This is a genomic window from Dietzia maris, assembly GCF_014144855.1.
GTDB lineage: Bacteria > Actinomycetota > Actinomycetes > Mycobacteriales > Mycobacteriaceae > Dietzia > Dietzia kunjamensis.
The window spans coordinates 25,627-43,423 of the sequence record NZ_JAALDN010000123.1 but is presented as its reverse complement, the minus strand read 5'-3'; the positions used below and the strand labels follow the sequence as shown (position 1 = coordinate 43,423).

Genomic DNA, 17,797 nt, shown 5'->3' with positions numbered 1-17,797 from the left:
CCTCGCCCGCGAGCTCGGGTTCACCGACCCAGTCACCGGCGAGCCCCGACGGTTCGCCACGCGCCGGACCCTCACACACGCCCCCGTCAGCGACGCCGCTGGAACGTCAGGTGCGTGACGCCGCTGGGCGACGGCGTGGGCGCCGACCACGGGCCGGTCGGCGAGCCCGCCCGCGAGGCCCCGGGGCGGAAAACAGGGACCGCGCGTTCTCACCCGTCGACGTCACCCAGATGGTGTTCGACGTCGTGCACGATGTACTGGCACAGAGAGGCGATGGTGAAGACGTAGCCGTCGCCGCGTCGACCGGTCCTGTCCCGGTCCGCGGGGCCGACGCGGTCGAGAACCTTCAGCGTCCGAGCGGTGGTGGCGTCGAGTCGGCGGGCGAGATCGTCCGGGTCGCTGCGCCAGTACCCGTGCTCGACGACCGCCGCCTCGCCGTCGAAATCGTCGTAGGTCGGCTCGGCTCGGTCGAGCATCGCCGCTATGCGGTCCCCCAGGACTTCGATGAGGTCACGGCAGTGGCCCGCGTACTCCAGCGGCGACCACACCCGCGGCGACGGTCGCCGCTCGACCCCGGTCCGCCGGAGGACGGCGAGCCACCGGTCGCGGGCGGAAGCCAGTCGGTCGCTCGTGAAAGCCGGGTCGTGAGGCCGGTATCCACAGTCGTCACAGCCAGACTCGAGAACGGTCGTCCAGTCTTTCGTGTCCGGCAGCGAGGGTTCGGGAGGGGTGTCCATGCCTCCACCGTCTCACCGTCCCGGCGGTCCCGCGGCCGGATCGGGTCGGTCCGCGTCAGCCGTTCGCGGGGAGCCAGTCGGCGAACCGGTCGGCGGAGACCTCGGAGAGCCACATCTGCCAGAGCGGTCCGAAGGACACCCGGCGCACACCGAGCTTCTTCAGGGCCGCCAGGTCACCGGCGCCGTGTCCCTTCACCGGATGGGCGGTCGCGTTGACGGGGATCGTCACCGCCTGCACGAGACGCGTGAGCTGATCGGCGGTCGTCACGCCCACCGGGTACACCGATCGCGCTCCGGCGTCCTCCATGAGCGTGATGCGGGCCTCGGCCTCCGCCAGCGGGTCCGAGAAGACGTCCGTCCCCAGCTTGACGGCGTCGGTGCGTCCGTTGATGACGAACGGGACCCCGGCGTCATCGGCCGCGCGGCGGGCGGCGGCGATGTAGTCGGCGTGCTCCTGGCGATCGCGGACACGCTTACCCTCGCGGTGCACGACGTCCTCGATGTTCGCGCCGACCGCGCCCGCCTCGAGCAGGCGGGTGATCAACTCGGCCGGGTCGAGACCGTAGCCCGACTCGACGTCCGCGCTGACGGGGACGGAGACCGCGTCCGTGATCCGCTTGACCACGCGCAGGTACTCGGAGAAGTCCATCTTCTCCCCGTCCGCGCTGCCGATCGCGTCGGCGACGGGGTGGCTGCCCACCGTCAGGCCCCGGAAGCCGGCGTCGGCGGCGACCCGGGCGCTCCAGGTGTCCCACACGGTCGGCAGGACGGCCAGCTCACCCGATTCGTGGAGCTCGGCCAGCGTGGTTGCTCGTGCACGTACGTCGGGCATCTCGGTCCTCCTCGGGAGCGCGGGCTTTCGTCTCCCGACCCTACGCCGGTGGCCCGGCCCTCGGACCACCGTAGAGTGACCCGTATCACATGCCGTCACGCGCACTCCGGAGGTCACCATGAACCACGTCTACAGCGTCACCGAGATCGTCGGCTCCTCGCCGGACGGAACGGACCAGGCCATCGCCAACGCGGTCGCGGAGGCGTCCAAGACCCTGCGGAACCTCGAGTGGTTCGAGGTCCAGTCCGTCCGCGGCAAGCTCGACGGCGGCGCGGTCGCCCACTGGCAGGTGACCATCAAGGTGGGATTCCGGCACGAGTCCTGACCAGACGCCTCCGGCCGCCTCCGGGTTCCCGCGGATCCCGCTGTCCACAGGGCGTTCCGGCGGCTCCACAGAACGCGTCGCGGGGCTGTCGCCGGACCTCGGGCCCGCCGAGACTCGGGGCATGAGATTCGAGGACCTCCCCGACAACTGGAACACACTCCCGCTCGACGACGCCCCGCTCGCCGCCGGCGTGATCGACCTCGTCATCGGTCACCACGACCGCGGCCGGAACACGATGCTCATCCTCCCGTGCGACGAACACGACGTCGGCCTCCCCGCCCCCATCCTCATCAGCGACGTGGACTGGCTGTGCACGTCGCACGAGCGCCGCGACGCGATGGCCGTCCTGCCCGCCATCCCGTCGCCCGGATTCGTCGTCGGACTGTCCGCGAGGCGCCGCCTCCCCGACGAGGTGGTGCGGGGCTGGCTGCGGACGATCGAGGACGAACTGGACGCCACGGGACAGGCGCTCCTGGCGTTGGGGGTGGCGGACGTAGACACCGTGGAGATCGTCGGCGGCCGTGCCGCGCGCAACGGGAGCCGCGCGTGAGCAGGCGGGGCACCTCCGCGAGAGCGGCCCTGACCACTGCTCGCGGATGACGGGACCCCGGCGTCCCGCCGGTAACATCGACCCTCGTGCCCGACAACTCACAGACCCCGGGAACGGGCAGCATCGTCGACTACTCGGCGCTTCCCGGGCCGGGGGGCCGCCGATCCAAGCTGCCCGCCGTCGACTCACCGCGGTGGACCCTCAAAGTGGCGCTGTCCCAGCGTCCCTGGAGCTTCATCGCCTCCGGCGGCATGGCCGTGGGATTCCTCTGCAACGGGCTCACCCCGGTCGTCGTCGGCCGTGCGGTCGACGACGCGATCGCCACCGGCCGCCTGAACCGGCTATGGCTCTGGATCGGCGTCCTCGCCTGCGTGTTCCTGGTGGCGATGGTCGCCAACTGGACCGCCCGCTTCATGCTGGTCCGCAGCCAGCAGCTCGTCAGTCACGACCTGCGTACCGCGGTCACCGACCGCATCCAGGACCCGCGCGGGTTCGCGAGCCGGGAACGCACCGCGGGCGGCCTGCTGTCCATCGCCTCGTCGGACACCACGCGCGTCGGGGACATCGTCATGATGACCGTGATGCCGGTCGCCGAGGCGGCGGCCATCACGTACGGCGCGGCGATGATGTTCACGATCAACCCGTGGCTGAGCCTGGCCACCCTGGTCGGCGGCCCGGTGTTGGTCATCGTCGCGCTCCGGGTGGCACGGCCGCTGCAGCGCCGGTCGGTGGCGCGCCAGCAGGCCATCGCCCAGGCCGCCGCCACCGCGACCGACGTGGTGCAGGGGCTGCGGATCCTCAAGGGGCTGGGCGCCATCGTCACCGTCCGGAGGCGCTACGACGAGGTGTCGGACGACGCCTACCGCAAGACCGTTCACGCCGACGCGGCCGAGACACGGCTCAACGGCGCCACCGAGGCGACCGGAGCCGTCTTCGTGTCCACGCTCGGGATCGCGGCGGGCGCGTTGGCGCTCGCCGGGCACGTCACCATCGGCGAGCTGATCACGGTGGTCGGCCTCACCCAGTTCCTCGTGGTCCCCATGACCATGTTCGGCCGCAACATCGCCTCCCGCTGGGCGTCGGCGGAGGCGTCCGGCCGACGGATACGCGAGGTGCTCGGCGCGGATTTCGAGCGTATCTCGGAGGCCGACGCCGCCACCACGGAGCGGTTCATCCGCGCCCTTCCGTCAGGCCTGACGGTCGTCGACGGCACCGACGCCGAGCTGATCCGCCTCCTCGAGTCACTGCCCCGCACGCGGGTGGCGGTCGTGCCCCACGCCGCCGACCTGTTCGACGGCAGCGTGGCGGACAACGTCCACCCCGATCGCGCGGCGGCGGAACACGCCCTGCGGGTCGCCTGCTGCGACGACATCCCCGACGGCCCCGACAAGCGGGTCGGTGAGAGCGGGCGGATGCTCTCGGGCGGTCAGCGGCAGCGCGTCGCCCTCGCGCGTGCCGTCGCGCTCGCCCCGGAGGTACTCGTACTGCAGGACCCCACCACCGCTGTGGACTCGGTGACCGAACAGAACCTCGCGGACAACATCGCCCGTGAGCGGATCGGGAAGACCACGATCGTCTTCAGCCCGGCCCCGGCGTGGAACGCCGTCGCGGACGCGCGGCTGACCGCACGGCGACTGCGCGAGACCGCGGAGGGTCTGCTCGTGGGGGCCGAGGGATGACGACGACGAGTTCGACACCACCCCTGAAGACCGACACCGCCCTGAGGTTTCCGGTCGCCTCCGCGGGCCAGGTCCGTCGCGAGGTGGCCAGGCAGCTCTCCCGGGTCCGCCACGCCGGGCGGTGGCTGGCGCTGGCGTTGATCCTGCTGAGCCTCGGGGCGACCGCGGGTGTGCTCATCCCCCAGCTGATGGGTCGGATCGTGGACCTGGTCACCGGTGAACGCGGGGGGTCGCTGTGGCAGATCGGCGGACTGCTGTTGGCGGCGGCGGTCGGCGGCGCGGCGCTCAGCGCATCCGGCTTCTACCTGGTGGCCCGGCTGTCCGAGCGGGTGATCGCCAACCTGCGGCAGGACATGGTCGGCACCGCACTCGGACTGCCCACCCACCGGGTGGAGGACGCGGGCTCCGGCGACCTCGTCAGCCGGTCCACCGATGACGTGGCCGAACTGTCCTCGGCGGTCACCGAGACCGTCCCGACGCTGTCCACCTCGGCCCTGACGGTCGTGGCGACAGTGATCGCGCTGTTCGCCCTGGACTGGCAGTTCCTCGTCGTCCCCCTCGTCGTCGCGCCCGTCTACTACCTCGCCGCGCGTCGTTACCTCGCCAAGGCCCCGGACCGCTACGCCGCGGAGCGCGCGGCAATGGCCGAGCGGGCGCGACGGGTCCTCGAGGCCATCCGTGGCCGGGCGACCGTACGCGCCTTCTCGCTCGAAGACCGGATGCACACCCGGATCGGCAACGCCTCCTGGGACGTGGTGCGCAAGGGCATCCGAGCGCGCACGACGATGCTCGTGCTCAACGTCTGGATGCTGGTGGGCGAGTTCCTCATGCTCGCGATCGCTCTCACGGTGGGCTACCGCCTCGTCGCCACCGGCTCCCTCACCGTGGGCGCGGTGACCGGGGCGGTGCTCATGATCATCCGCCTGCGGGGTCCGCTCATGACCTTCATGCGCATCCTGGACGTGGTCCAGTCGGGCTACGCGTCGCTGTCCCGGATCGTCGGCGTGGTCGTGGACCCGCCCGTACCGGTGCCCGACAGCGGTGTCGAGCCGCCGCAGGGCCGGGTCGACCTGCGCGATGTGAGCTTCAGCTACGGCGACTCGTGGGCGGTGCGCGACATCAGCTTCTCCATCGAACCGGGTCGGACCGTCGCGATCGTCGGTGCGTCGGGCGCCGGCAAGACTACGGTCGCCGCTCTGCTGGCGGGCCTCCTGGTGCCGGATGCCGGCGAGGTGCTCGTCGACGGTTACCCGGTGTCATCGCTGTCCGATCGGGAGCGCATCGCTCGTCTGGCCACGGTCAGCCAGGAGGTCCACGTGTTCTCGGGGACCCTGCGCCACGACCTCACCCTGGCCCGGCCCAAGGCCACCGACGACGAGCTGCTCGACGCGCTGCGCCGGGTCAACGCCTCCGCGTGGTTCGAGCGCCTGCCGGAGGGGCTCGACACGATCGTCGGGGCGCGCGGGCTCCAGCTGGATCCGGTCGCCGCGCAGCAGCTGGCCCTGGCCCGCGTCCTCCTGCTCGATCCGGCCGTCATCGTCATGGACGAGGCCACGGCCGAGGCCGGCTCGGCGGGCGCGGAGGCGTTGGAGCGCGCAGCCGACGAGGTCATCCGCGACAGGTCCTCCCTCGTGATCGCCCACCGGCTCGATCAGGCCTCTCGCGCGGACATCATCCTCGTGATGGACTCCGGACGGATCGTCGAGCGCGGCACCCACGACGACCTGGTCGCTCACGGCGGGATCTACCACCGACTGTGGGCCGCATGGTCCGCCGGCCGGCGGGCGACGGCCGTGGACAGCACTCCGGGCCCGGCCTAGAACGGGCCCGACCGGGGTGAGCGACGTCGGGAAACCCGGCGAGCGAGCGCGAGTTGGACCACACTGCAGGGGAGGCCGTCCCCGACTCCCGGTCCGTACGCGCGGAACGGGGCGCCCATCGGCCCGCCCGGGCTCCGACACCGTCGGTCCGACCTGGGGGATGATGGTGGGCGGCCAGATGGCGCAGTTCCACAAGAACACGATCAGCCCGAAACGAGAAGAGTCGACATCCATGACCCAAGGTCCCCAGAAGATCATTTACACCCTCACCGATGAGGCCCCGCGACTCGCGACCGAGGCGTTCCTCCCGGTCCTCCGCACTTTTGCCGAGCCCGCCGGTATCGCCGTCGAGACCAGTGACATCTCGGTGGCCGCGCGCATCCTCGGAGCGTTCCCCGAGCGACTCACCGACGAGCAGAAGGTGCAGGACAACCTTGCCGAGCTCGGTCGTCTGACTCAGGACCCGGACACCAACATCATCAAGCTGCCCAACATCAGCGCCTCCGTCCCGCAGCTCACCAAGGCGATCGCAGAGCTGCAGTCGCAGGGTTACGACATTCCCGACTTCCCGTGGGACCCGCAGACCGACGAGGAGAAGGAGACCGCCAAGCGGTACTCCGGCATCCTCGGAAGTGCGGTCAACCCGGTCCTACGCCAGGGCAACTCCGACCGTCGTGCCCCGAAGGCCGTCAAGGAGTACGCCAAGGCCAACCCGCACTCCATGGGCAAGTGGTCCATGGCCTCGCAGACCCACGTCGCGCACATGACCCACGGCGACTTCTACGCCGGCGAGAAGTCGATCATCCTCGACCGTGACTGCGATGCTCGCATGGAGGTCGTGACGCCCGACGGGAAGACCGAGGTCCTCAAGACCGTGCCGCTGCAGAAGGGCACCGTCGTGGACTCCATGTTCATGAGCAAGAAGGCTCTGCTGGAGTTCTACGAGGAACAACTCAATGACGCCAAGGAGACCGGCGTCATGTTCTCGCTGCACGTCAAGGCCACCATGATGAAGGTGAGCCACCCGATCGTGTTCGGGCACGCCGTCCGCGTGTTCTACAAGGACGCCTTCGAAAAGTACGGCGAGCTGTTCGATGAGCTCGGCATCAACGTCAACAACGGCATGGGCGACCTGTACGCAAAGATCGACACCCTGCCCTCGGCCAAGAAGGAAGAGATCATCGAGGAGCTGCACCGCTGCCACGAGCAGCGGCCGGAGCTCGCGATGGTCGACTCGGCCCGCGGCATCTCCAACTTCCACTCCCCCTCGGATGTGATCGTCGACGCTTCCATGCCCGCGATGATCCGCATCGGCGGCAAGATGTACGGCGCCGACGGCCGCAAGAAGGACACCAAGGCGGTCATCCCGGAATCCACCTTCGCGCGGATCTACCAGGAGATCATCAACTTCTGCAAGACCAACGGCGCGTTCGACCCCACCACCATGGGCACCGTGCCGAACGTCGGACTCATGGCGCAGAAGGCCGAGGAGTACGGCAGCCACGACAAGACCTTCGAGGTCGAGACCGGCGGCGTGGCCAACATCGTCGACGCCGCGACCGGTGAGGTCCTGGTCTCTCAGGAGGTCGAGGCCGGCGACATCTGGCGCATGTGCACTGTCAACGACGCGCCGATCCGTGACTGGGTCAAGCTCGCCGTGGACCGTGCCCGCGCCTCCGGCATGCCCGCCGTCTTCTGGCTCGACCCGTACCGGCCGCACGAGAACAACCTGATCACGCTGGTCAACAAGTACCTCCAGGATCACGACACCGAGGGCCTGGACATCCAGATCATGTCGCAGGTGCGCGCCATGCGCTACACCCTCGAGCGCGCGTGGCGCGGCCTGGACACCATCTCGGTGACCGGCAATATCCTGCGCGACTACCTCACGGATCTGTTCCCGATCCTCGAGCTGGGCACCAGTGCCAAGATGCTCTCGATCGTGCCGCTCATGGCCGGCGGTGGGCTCTACGAGACGGGTGCCGGCGGTTCCGCGCCGAAGCACGTCCAGCAGCTGGTGGAGGAGAACCACTTGCGCTGGGATTCGCTCGGGGAGTTCCTCGCGATCGGTGCGAGCCTCGACGACCTCGGTCGCAAGTACGACAACCCGAAGGCCACCATCCTCGCCCAAGCGCTGGACACCGCGACCGGCAAGCTGCTGGAGAACGGCAAGTCGCCCTCGCGCGTGACCGGCGAGCTCGACAACCGGGGCAGCCAGTTCTGGCTGGCGTTGTACTGGGCGCAGGAGCTGGCGGCGCAGACCGAGGACGCCGAGCTCGCAGCGCGGTTCGCCCCGCTCGCCGAGAAGCTGGACGCCGACAAGGACAGAATCCTCGAGGAGCTGACGGTTGTCCAGGGCCACTCGGTCGATCTCGGCGGCTACTACCAGCCCGACACCGAGAAGCTGAAGGCTGCGATGCGTCCGAGCAAGACGCTCAACGACCACCTCGACAGCGCCTTCGCCTGATCTCCCGCTGAACCCGCACCACCCCACCGCGCCCCCGCCGGAGTGATCCGACGGGGGCGCGGTGTGTCGTGGGACGAGGACTACGACGACGACTCAGCTCATGTCACTCGCCGAACGCCGAGCTCAGACACCGCATCGCAGCCAGGGTCTTGGGCACGCCGATGTACGGCATGAGGTGCACGAAACACTCGGCGACCTCTTCCTTGGTCATGCCGGCCACCTCGACCGCGGTCCGGATGTGCCCGGTCAACTGGGGCTCGGTGCCGCCCATCGCCGCGAGGGCCGCCATGGTGAGCATCTGACGGTCGCGCAACTCGATCCCCGGCCGCTGGTAGGTGCCGCCGAACACCGCGCCCACCACCCAGTCGGAGGCACCCGGCGCGAACTCGTCCAACTGCTGCTTCCAGGCGGCCGCTCCCTCCGGTGACTGCGTCTGCTCGACGAACTGGTCGCCCTTGTCCATGCTCAGTTCCACGGGTGTCCTCCTCGACGATTCGGAAAGTGCCTGGTCAGGCTAACAGTCGCTGCCCTTGTCGTCGGGAGGGTCGGGAGCCGGGCCGGAGTGTCGCAGGGCTGTGCGATAGTGCAGTTCGGTCCTGCCTCCCGAGGTACGGAGCGGCTCCCCGGTCAGCTGTGTGAAAGGTGTGTCGGAATTCGAGAGCCTTGGTGGTGTCGGGCGCGCTCCTGCTAGTGGCGGGGTGTTCGTCCGGGCAGGTCGGACAGGACGCGTCGGAACAGGCCGAGGGGTCATCCTCCCCCGCCACGGAGACCATCACGGTCACGGCGTCCTCCCCCGCCGCCGTCCCCGACGCGCTGACCAGTATCGATCCCTCCTCTCTCGCCTCGCAGCACCATGCGGGAACGTATGTGTGGAAGTGCTCCACCGGCGGTCAGTACGTGGGCCTGTGCGTGTCCGGGGGCGGGGCGGTGACCTGCACCGGTGTGCCGGGGGCGGAGGCTCCGGATCTCACCGAGTATTTCCCGGGCCGTCCCGGCGCTATGGAACTCGGCCCGGCAGGACTGCGCTATACGTTTGTCGAGGGAGTGCCGCCGGTGTCCGCCCGGCTCGAGACCGGTCAGTCCGTGGAGTTCGGCGACCTGCGGTGCGCCAAGCCGGACGCCGCCACCCTGGAGTGCAGTTCCGGCGGCAACTCGTTCACCATCAGCGGCCCGGGCCGGGCCATCACTACGGCGGGCACGGTGCTCGCGGAGCGGGACTACTCCAATCATCCCGACTCCGGATCCGGCACCACATCGTCGTCCTCCACGACCGCCGCCAGCGGACATCCATCGGGCTACATGGGTGCCAGCGGTATGGTCAGCGGGGTCCGCACGGCCTCGGGCGCTCTGGTCACCGCCTCCGTTCCGCCGTGTGACGGCAGGGGGATCCTCATCCTCGACTCGTACGTGGAGTCATCCGGTCCCCAGGAGGGCATCGCCGCGCTCCTGGACCGTCACCCGGGTGCCGAGTTCGCCATGCCGGGCCGGTGCCCCTCGCTGCGCGGCAGCCTGGACGGCGCCCGTGTCTATCCCATCTTCACCGACCACGGACACGACACCGTGGCCGTGTGCCGCGACAAGGCGGCCCGCGGAGGCAATGCGCGGCTGCTCACCATCACGGCGGAACACATCGACCCCTGCTGATCCTCGGGACCTCCCCGAGACCCCGAACGCTAGAGACCGCGGGTGAGCAGCCGATCCCAGGTACCCGGCATCGGAGCAGACACGATCAGGTCCGTCCCGTCCGGCAGCGGGATCAGCATCGTCGCGGCGTGCAGATGGAGGCCGCGTGCGGCCGCGAGAGGCCACGACAGTGTTGAAGCGGGGATCCCCGTATCGGTCGTCACCGGCGATCGGGTGCCCGGCGTGCTGGAGATGCACGCGGATCTGGTGCTTACGGCCGGTGAACAGATATCCGGCCACCCTCGACTCACAGCGTCATGCCTCGGGCATCGGTGCCGTGATCACCACCCGTGCCCTCAACGACACGCCAGACCTCTTGCCAGTACCCGGCCAGCGAATCGACGGTCTCGTGCGCGTTCAATCCGCTCGGCTGGGGCACCACCCAGAGCGCCACACCGGCCGGCCAGCCTCGAATCGCAGACGCATCCTGTGGGCCCGTGGTCGCCCGCGGCTGCACGAAGGCCGCCCGGTAGGCGGTGATCCCCACGATCGCCACGAGACCGGGCCTCAGGTCGCGGACCCGCGAGATCAATCGTTCCCCTCCGGCGCGGAGCTCATCGCGAGAGAGTTCATCGGCCCTGGCGGTGGCACGACCGACGAGGTTGGTCACCCCGATCCCTCGCGAGGTGAGCTGACGTTCGTCCGGGGCCGAGAGTCCTGCGGAGGCGTCCACGAGCTCATCGGTCAGACCTGCACGGTGGAGTGAGGGCCAGAAGCGGTTCCCCGGGCGGGCGAACGGCGCGTTGACCGCAGCGGTCCACAATCCGGGGTTGATTCCCACGATGAGCAGTCGGAGACGCGCCGGCGCGACGGGCAGCACATCGTCCATCGCGTCCGGGTCATCGGTGGCGAACCGGGCCAGATCCTCGCGCCGCGGGCGAGCGCCGCCCATAGGGGAAGGACGTCGCGGGCTCCCGGCAGGCGCCGGAGGACCCGTCACGACTGCACCGTCTTCGCGGCCGGGCTGCACGGGGAGCACCGCCCGGTCAGGGCTTGAGGATGTACTGCAGCGTCTCCACCACCTGATCGGTGGTCGTACACCACGCCTGTGCCTCGGCGTCGACCTCCTTGAGCGGGTGGATGATGTCGGCATCGTGGAGAGTCACGTAAGGCTTGCCGAGCGCCGCGCAGTGGCCCGCGTCAAAGGCGGCGTTCCACTGCTTGTACTTGTCCCCGAAACGGACCACCACCATGTCCGCCTGCTCGATCAGGGTTCGTGTGCGGATGGAGTTCACCTTGGCCGACTGGTGGTCGCGCCAGAACTGGTTCCCGGTCTCCCCCAGATGGTCCCCGGCGGCGTCGCTGGCCGGATGGTCGGTGACGGGGGCGGTGAACACCACATCCAGACCGGCGGCTTCGGCACCGCGCCTGATCTCCTCGCGCCAGTCGGTGTGGATCTCACCGGCGAGGTAGACGGAAAAACTCATGACTCAGTCCTCCTGTGTGCGGTGGCGCCGGTTCTCGTCACCAGCTCTGGACGCCACCTTCCCTGGACGCTAGTCGTTGACCCGCACCCAGCCGAATCCCGGTAGGTCAGCTGGCCCGGGGACCCCGATCGGCAAGACCCGTGCCGAACTCCAGGAGTTCGTCGAGCGAGTGCGCACTCAGCGTCGCCTCACTCTCGTCCATGACCCCCATGTCGACTTCTTAGATGCGCCCGTCCCCCTCGTTGAGCAGGATTGCCGTACCGCCTCCGTCGTCGCCGATCATGAGGTATCCGGGCATGTACTCCGACACTTCATAGTCCGCGTTTCGCTGGACGATCTCCTCCACCTCGAGGATGCTCAGGCTGCTCGGGGTGAATCCACCGTTGTGCACTGTCACCAGTGCGACGTAGGCCGCGGGTAGTGGCCTTCCGTGCTCGTCTTCCGCCAGCGCGATCTCAGCGGGGGTCGCCGGCGGGTTCCATTCGAACGCTGAACTCCACTGATGCTGGGACGCCATCTGCTTCCGCCGATCTCTGTCACGCCGGTGTCGCCGCGAACCGACTGCTGCTCCCCCAGCACGTTACAGAGGACGATTGCGCTGCACGGTGGGCCGCGCGACTTCCCCGCACGCCACCTCGCCTGCGGCAACTACCAGCAGAACAGCCCCGCTTCCCATGGAGGAAGCGGGGCCGTCATCGTTCGTCAGCATCAGTGGAGCGGGGAACCACGCGGGCCACCGACCCATCGCGGCACTACGTCGAGGACGTCATCCCTGCGAGAGAGCCTCCGCCACGGAGGTCGACGGGCGCCCGATGAGGTCCTGCAGGTCGGTGCTGTCCGAGTAGAGGGCGCCACCGGCGATCACCGGGTCCATCCCGGCGAACATCTCCGCGACCTCGGCGGGCAGACCGAAGCCCTTGAGGGTCTCCCCGTACTCCCCGACCGCCTGGTTGACGTACTGGACATCGGCTCCGATCACGGTGCCCACCGCGGCAGCGATCTCCGGGTAGGTCACAGCCGGCGCTCCGGCGAGCTCATACACCTTGCCGACGTGCCCGTCGGTGGTCACCACCACTGCAGCGGCCTCCGCGTAGTCGCGACGGGCCGCGCCTGAGACCTTCGCATCGCCGGCAGCGCCGAAGAATTTTCCGACCGCTCGTCCCGAGTCGAGCGCGGACGCGTAGTTCTCCCAGTACCAGCCGTTGCGGAGCAGGACGTGGTCGATTCCACTGTCGGCGAGCAGCTTCTCGGTGCCACGATGCTCGGGGGCCAGGCCCAGCTCGGAGGTGTCGAGGTTGAGCAGGCTGGTGTAGGCGATCAGCGAGACCCCGGCGGCCTTGGCGGCATTGATGATGTTGGTGTGCTGCGCGAGGCGCTGGCCCACCTCACTACCCGATACCAGGACGAGTCGATCGACGCCCTCGAGCGCCTCGGTGAGTGCCGCCTCGTCCTCATAGGAGGCGACGCCGAGCTTCAGGCCCTTCGCGGCGAGGGGCTCCGCCTTTGCTTCGTCACGGACCACGGCGACGATGTCGGACGCTTCGACGCCGCGGGCGAGCAGAGAGTCGATGACCAGACCGCCGAGATGGCCGGTTGCTCCGGTTACTGCGATACGCATGGGAAGAACTCCTTGGGTTAGTTGGTTGGTGATTCGTCACCCACTTTGCCACTAACTTTCTATTAGCGCAACCCATTTGTTAGCAATTACGTATGCCATGATGGCGGGTATGACCTCCCCTGACCACGCGCCCCACGAGCCCCTCCCGGCCGACGTGTTCGCCCGGGGCTGCTCATCCCGGGGAGCCCTGCAGCACCTCACCGGCCGGTGGGGCGCGCTCACGATCGTGGCGCTACGGCTGGCCGACGAGCCCCTGCGCTTCAGTGAGGTCCGGCGCCGCGTCGACGGCATCAGCGACCGGATGCTCTCCCAGACTCTGGGCGACCTCGAACGGGATGGCATGGTCGTCCGCACGGTGCACAGCACTATCCCGCCGCACGTCACCTATGCACTCGCCCCGCTCGGCCTCCGGGTCGCCGATCCGCTCCAGCAACTGACGGCGATCATCGAGTCCGAGCTCCCCAGCGTCCTCGAAGCCCGGGCCCTCTACGACGAATCCCACTGAGCCGCCGGGCCGAACCACTTCGAAGGCCCTACAATGCTTCTCCCCTTGCGGAGAGGCTGTTTCGACGGCTGTAAAGTCTTCCTGTCCGTGCGATCCGCGAGGCATATTCGACCGTCTCGGCCGCGGGCCCGATCTGGCCGATCTGTGGGTGCCATCGCTGGCCGATCTCCCTCCGTCAGGGACCGCAGCCGAGGTCCGCAGGAACTACTCCTCCCTTCCGGCGTGGTGGCTGCGGCCGGTGCTTGTGTATGTGGCGCTGTTCATGACGATCGTGCCGCCCGAGGTGTTGCGCCGCCAGCGCGCCGCGGTGACGGCGTGGATCGACGAGGTTCTGGAGGCCTCGCAGCGCGACAGGGCCATCCGCCTCGGCGACAGCTTCGCCGAGCGCGATGTGATCAGTGGCGTGGAGATCTTCGGTGAGCCGATGCGCGGCGTGTGGGTGTGGCGTAAGCCGTCGATCATGCCGCACCTGTACCTGGGGTGGGCGCTGGCGGATCCGCGGACGGCCGAGACCTTCGATGAGTCCGACGCGGTGTTCCTCCGCAGGACCCCCAAGTCCCTTCGACGCAGGTCCCGTCTCGAGCATCAGGGGTAGCTGTCGCCGGACCCGGAATCCGTGGCCGCGATGTTTTTTGACGACGACGACTTCACCGGCGGCCACGTCGACCCGAACGGCTGCAGCTGCCGGCACCCCTTTTCACGCGTCCCGGCTCGGCGCACCGGTCTCGACACCTTGCAGGGCTTCAGGTCGCTTGCCAGACTGTGCCCATGACCGCCGACGAGGCTTTCCCGATGCACGTCTTCGATGCGTTCGGGGTGGATCCCTCGATGTATCCCGAGCTGATCGGGGGCGCTGTCCGGGTCATCGAGAAGTGTCCTGCGAACGGACCGATCACCGTGATGACCGCCGGCGTGTCCAGACTCCCGACCGACTCGGGTGAGCGGGTCGAACTCGCCGTCGAGGTTCTCGACGGTCAGCAGGGGGCGGCGCAGGTCGCCCTGTAGATCGTCTGTGACGACATCGCCGCCCACCGGCGCGTGCCACCCGTCGAGGCGCCGTGGCGCAACGACGGCCCGTTTCTCAACGGCACCGGGATCTCCGCGATCATGGCGACGGGATCGCGCTGGGGCTCGACATTTGACGAGGTCCGTACCGAGGGCGGCACAGTCGTCGGACACATGCGCACCCTTCGCCTGCTCACCGATGCCGAAGCCGGGTTCGCGGCGACCAACGGCTGGGATGCGCTGGTCGACGCCGCCGGATCCGTCGATGCCCTCCTCGACGTGACCCGGGAGAGCACCGTGGCATCCGGTGGAGCGAGCGGATTGCCCGTGTTCCTGTCGAAGCTGCACGCCCAGCACCCGCCGCGGTGGGTGACGTTCGTCGGGGACAGCATCGAATCGGTGACCGGACTGGAATCCGAGGAGTACATGGACGACGCGGCCAACCACGAGATCTGGGACGTGTGCTCGTTCACCGACCGGTTCCGGTGGGGCGCCGATTTCCTTGCCGTTGCCCGCCCCGGTGACACCGCACTGTTCACTGACACCTCTGGCGTGTACGAGCTGGAGGTCGACTGACTCTGCGGCGAAAGGCGCCTGAGGACGAGCGGGGACAATGACACCATGGACGATCTGCTCATCGCGCCGGGGCCCGGGGCACCACACGGCCTCCGGATCCCGGCGGTCGAGCTCGTCGAGCAGTTCTCCCGCTCCTCCGGCCCCGGCGGCCAGGGCGTCAACACCACAGATTCGCGGGTCCAGCTCAGCCTCGATCTCGCCACCACCACTGCACTCGAAGAGACGCAGCGGGCCCGGGTGCTGCGCAATCTCGCCTCTCAGCTCGACGACACGGTACTGACGATCGCGGCCTCCGAGGAGCGTTCCCAGCGGCGGAACCGGGCCGCGGCCCGCGTCCGTCTCGCCGGGCTTCTTCGTGAGGCCGTTGCCCCGGCGGGTCCCCGTCGACCGACGCGCCCGACCCGGGGTTCGCAGCGCCGCCGACTGGAAGCCAAGAGCCGGCGCGGTGCCATCAAGGAGAACCGCCGACGTCCCGACTCCGACTAGGCCCGCCCGGGCGTTCACGGGCGTCGAGCAGGTCGATTCCGTAGTCGGCCACGACGGCCCGCATCTCGGCCAGGTAGCGCTGCGCCTGTTCGGTGAGCGGGATTCCGGAGTGGCTGATCCATCCGATCTCGATGCTCTGGTCCACTTCGAGGGGGATGGCGACGATCTCGGGATCCAGGTCGTCACTGATGATGCCGGTCGAGATCGTGTAGCCGTCCAGCCCGATCATGAGGTTGAAGATGGTCGCACGGTCGGACACCCGGATCTCCCGGGCACTGGAGAGTGTGGAGAGGATCTCCTCGGCGAAGTAGAACGAGTTGTTCGCGCCCTGGTCGAACGTCAGCCGCGGAAGGTCTGCGAGATCCTCGAGCGTGACGTGGTCCCTGGTGGCCAGGGGGTTCTGCCGGGAGATGAACACGTGCGGGGTCGCCGTGAACAGCGGGTGGAACACCAGCCCGGAGTCCCGCAACAGCTTGTCGATGACCTTGCGGTTGAAGTCATTCCGGTAGAGGACTCCCACCTCACTGCGGAGTGTCCGGACGTCCTCGATGATGTCCCACGTGCGGGTCTCCCGGAGCGAGAACTCGTACTGCTCCGCGTCGCCGGACCTGACCATCCGGATGAACGCCTCCACGACGAACGAGTAGTGCTGTGCGGATACCCCGAGCAACCGCCGTGAGGGTGGCTGGCCGAGGTAGCGCTGCTCCAGCAGCGACATCTGTTCGACGACCTGTCGGGCGTAGCCGAGGAATTCCGCGCCCTCGTCGGTCAGCGTCACTCCCCGGGCGGACCGGGCAAGCAGGGTGCGCCCCACCCTGGATTCGAGGTCCTTCATCGCGGCGGACATGGTCGGCTGGGTGACGTAGAGCAACTCCGCAGCGCCGGTGATCGAGCCCTCCGCGACGACCTCGATGAAGTAGTGCAGCTGCTGGAGTGTGATACCTCTGGATTCCCGGCGCATAGCTACAGCCTATAGAGATCCATAGCAAACGTTAGTTACCCGATACCTGAACTGGGACTGCAGGATGGGGATACAGAATTTCCGCAGCGCCGAGCCCGGCCGACCAAGCCCTGAATTGGACGTACATGTCGAACGAACTCACGTTCAGCATCACCACCACCCGCTTCGACGAGAACTACTCTCCGTCGGAGAGCTCTCGGACCACCACGAACTTCGCGAACCTGGCTCGCGGCGAGCATCGGCAGCAGAATCTCCGCCGAACCCTGTCGATGATCAACCACCGATTCAACGACCTCGCACGCCGGGATAACCCGACCGGGGACCGCTATTCGGTCGAACTCGAGATCGTCTCCGCGGACCTGCAGTTCTATACGGACGATGCCGATCACGGGTTCCCCCTGATCGAGGTACTGGATATCCAGATCGTCGATCACCAGACCGGGCACCGCCTGCCGGGCATCGTGGGCAACAATTTCTCGTCCTACGTCCGCGACTACGACTTCAGCGTTCGGCTGCCGTCGGTCAATGAAGGAAGCTCCGAGTTCACCGTGCCCAGCGACTTCGGTGTCCTGCACGGAAAGCTGTTTCAGCACTTTCTCGACTCCGCGGCGTACGGGGAACGATTCGAGGTGGATCCCGTGATCTGCATCAGCGTGTCGACGAGCAGGACCTACCACCGGACCGGCTACCAGCACCCGGTCCTCGGCGCCGAGTACCAGCAGAACGACTACTCGTTGACCGACGAGTACTTTCACAAGATGGGGCTCCAGGTCAGGTACTTCATGCCACCCGGCGGGGTCGCCCCGCTCGCGTTCTATTTCCGCGGCGAACTGCTCAACGACTACTCGGACCTGCAGCTCATCGGCACGATCAGCGTCATGGAGACGTTCCAGAAGATCTATCGGCCGGAGATCTACAACGCGCACTCGGCCGCAACTGACGTCTACCGGCCGTCCTTGGATCAACAGGACTACTCGCGCACCCCGATTGTCTACGACCGTGACGAGCGCAGTCAGCTCGCGAAGAAGCAGGGCGCGTACACGGAAGAACACTTCATCAAGCCGCACCGAGAACTCCTCGAGCAGTGGGCCGCCCGCCACGCCGTTCTCGTCGGATGACCACCGGA

20 protein-coding genes are annotated in these 17,797 nt (G+C 68.3%); 12 read left to right on the top strand and 8 right to left on the bottom strand.

Annotation, left to right across the window (positions count from 1 at the left end; translation table 11 throughout):
* Positions 1–209: 209 nt before the first annotated feature.
* Positions 210–737, bottom strand: coding sequence for a DinB family protein (locus G6024_RS04840; RefSeq protein WP_067718532.1), 528 nt, complete (start codon positions 735–737; stop codon positions 210–212).
* Positions 738–792: 55 nt separating this feature from the next.
* Entirely contained in the window at positions 793–1,569 is a 777-nt protein-coding gene (locus G6024_RS04835) for an isocitrate lyase/PEP mutase family protein (protein WP_119191752.1), read from the bottom strand.
* A 118-nt stretch (positions 1,570–1,687) separates the two neighbouring features.
* On the opposite strand from G6024_RS04835, the gene G6024_RS04830 reads away from it, so the two are divergent.
* The 5 genes from G6024_RS04830 (at position 1,688) to G6024_RS04810 (ending at position 8,410) form a co-directional block, all read left to right on the top strand.
* Entirely contained in the window at positions 1,688–1,894 is a 207-nt protein-coding gene (locus G6024_RS04830) for a dodecin (protein ID WP_007629964.1), read from the top strand.
* A 121-nt stretch (positions 1,895–2,015) separates the two neighbouring features.
* Positions 2,016–2,444 carry a hypothetical protein gene (locus tag G6024_RS04825; RefSeq protein WP_159148183.1) on the top strand — a complete coding sequence of 143 codons (429 nt, stop codon included), beginning with the start codon at positions 2,016–2,018 and terminating at the stop codon, positions 2,442–2,444.
* 86 nt (positions 2,445–2,530) lie between these two features.
* The gene (locus tag G6024_RS04820; protein ID WP_159148182.1) at positions 2,531–4,123 is read left to right on the top strand and encodes an ABC transporter transmembrane domain-containing protein; all 1,593 of its coding nucleotides are present in this window, start codon (positions 2,531–2,533) and stop codon (positions 4,121–4,123) included.
* A complete protein-coding gene (locus tag G6024_RS04815; protein ID WP_067718541.1) occupies positions 4,120–5,943 on the top strand; it encodes an ABC transporter ATP-binding protein in 1,824 nt (607 codons plus the stop codon). The genes G6024_RS04820 and G6024_RS04815 overlap by 4 nt, the downstream gene beginning before the upstream one ends.
* Before the next feature lie 232 nt (positions 5,944–6,175).
* On the top strand, positions 6,176–8,410 hold the full coding sequence (locus tag G6024_RS04810; RefSeq protein ID WP_067718640.1) for an NADP-dependent isocitrate dehydrogenase: 2,235 nt from the start codon (positions 6,176–6,178) through the stop codon (positions 8,408–8,410).
* Between the two features lie 103 nt (positions 8,411–8,513).
* On the opposite strand, the gene G6024_RS04805 is transcribed toward G6024_RS04810, so the two are convergent.
* On the bottom strand, positions 8,514–8,885 hold the full coding sequence (locus G6024_RS04805) for a carboxymuconolactone decarboxylase family protein (RefSeq protein WP_067718544.1): 372 nt from the start codon (positions 8,883–8,885) through the stop codon (positions 8,514–8,516).
* A 194-nt stretch (positions 8,886–9,079) separates the two neighbouring features.
* On the opposite strand from G6024_RS04805, the gene G6024_RS04800 reads away from it, so the two are divergent.
* Positions 9,080–10,054, top strand: a complete 975-nt coding sequence (locus G6024_RS04800; protein ID WP_159148181.1) for a hypothetical protein — start codon at positions 9,080–9,082, stop codon at positions 10,052–10,054.
* A gap of 286 nt (positions 10,055–10,340) precedes the next feature.
* Here the strand turns inward: G6024_RS04800 and G6024_RS04795 are convergent, their stop codons facing one another.
* From G6024_RS04795 to G6024_RS04780, 4 genes are all read right to left on the bottom strand, one after another.
* The gene (locus G6024_RS04795; protein WP_119191749.1) at positions 10,341–10,985 is read right to left on the bottom strand and encodes a mismatch-specific DNA-glycosylase; all 645 of its coding nucleotides are present in this window, start codon (positions 10,983–10,985) and stop codon (positions 10,341–10,343) included.
* A 94-nt stretch (positions 10,986–11,079) separates the two neighbouring features.
* Positions 11,080–11,520 (bottom strand): YtoQ family protein, encoded by a 441-nt coding sequence (locus G6024_RS04790; RefSeq protein ID WP_067718552.1) that lies wholly within the window; start codon positions 11,518–11,520, stop codon positions 11,080–11,082.
* Between the two features lie 220 nt (positions 11,521–11,740).
* Positions 11,741–12,037: an SMI1/KNR4 family protein gene (locus G6024_RS04785; protein WP_067719213.1), complete on the bottom strand. Its 297-nt coding sequence runs from the start codon at positions 12,035–12,037 to the stop codon at positions 11,741–11,743.
* Between the two features lie 249 nt (positions 12,038–12,286).
* The gene (locus G6024_RS04780) at positions 12,287–13,138 is read right to left on the bottom strand and encodes an SDR family oxidoreductase (protein ID WP_067719211.1); all 852 of its coding nucleotides are present in this window, start codon (positions 13,136–13,138) and stop codon (positions 12,287–12,289) included.
* A 109-nt stretch (positions 13,139–13,247) separates the two neighbouring features.
* Between G6024_RS04780 and G6024_RS04775 the strand changes: the two genes are divergently transcribed.
* The 5 genes from G6024_RS04775 (at position 13,248) to arfB (ending at position 15,710) form a co-directional block, all read left to right on the top strand.
* On the top strand, positions 13,248–13,643 hold the full coding sequence (locus tag G6024_RS04775; protein WP_067719208.1) for a winged helix-turn-helix transcriptional regulator: 396 nt from the start codon (positions 13,248–13,250) through the stop codon (positions 13,641–13,643).
* Positions 13,644–13,905: 262 nt separating this feature from the next.
* Positions 13,906–14,238: a hypothetical protein gene (locus G6024_RS04770; RefSeq protein ID WP_182640314.1), complete on the top strand. Its 333-nt coding sequence runs from the start codon at positions 13,906–13,908 to the stop codon at positions 14,236–14,238.
* A gap of 173 nt (positions 14,239–14,411) precedes the next feature.
* A complete protein-coding gene (locus tag G6024_RS16365; protein WP_200841554.1) occupies positions 14,412–14,648 on the top strand; it encodes a hypothetical protein in 237 nt (78 codons plus the stop codon).
* 33 nt (positions 14,649–14,681) lie between these two features.
* Positions 14,682–15,224 carry a suppressor of fused domain protein gene (locus tag G6024_RS04765; protein WP_200841553.1) on the top strand — a complete coding sequence of 181 codons (543 nt, stop codon included), beginning with the start codon at positions 14,682–14,684 and terminating at the stop codon, positions 15,222–15,224.
* Between the two features lie 45 nt (positions 15,225–15,269).
* Complete coding sequence (gene arfB / locus G6024_RS04760) at positions 15,270–15,710, top strand: alternative ribosome rescue aminoacyl-tRNA hydrolase ArfB (protein WP_119191747.1); 441 nt, start codon at positions 15,270–15,272, stop codon at positions 15,708–15,710.
* Here arfB and G6024_RS04755 read toward each other — a convergent pair.
* Positions 15,676–16,671 (bottom strand): LysR family transcriptional regulator, encoded by a 996-nt coding sequence (locus G6024_RS04755; RefSeq protein WP_159148179.1) that lies wholly within the window; start codon positions 16,669–16,671, stop codon positions 15,676–15,678. The genes arfB and G6024_RS04755 overlap by 35 nt on opposite strands.
* 125 nt (positions 16,672–16,796) lie before the next feature.
* On the opposite strand from G6024_RS04755, the gene G6024_RS04750 reads away from it, so the two are divergent.
* Positions 16,797–17,789: a putative oxygenase MesX gene (locus G6024_RS04750; protein ID WP_119191746.1), complete on the top strand. Its 993-nt coding sequence runs from the start codon at positions 16,797–16,799 to the stop codon at positions 17,787–17,789.
* Positions 17,790–17,797: the final 8 nt, after the last annotated feature.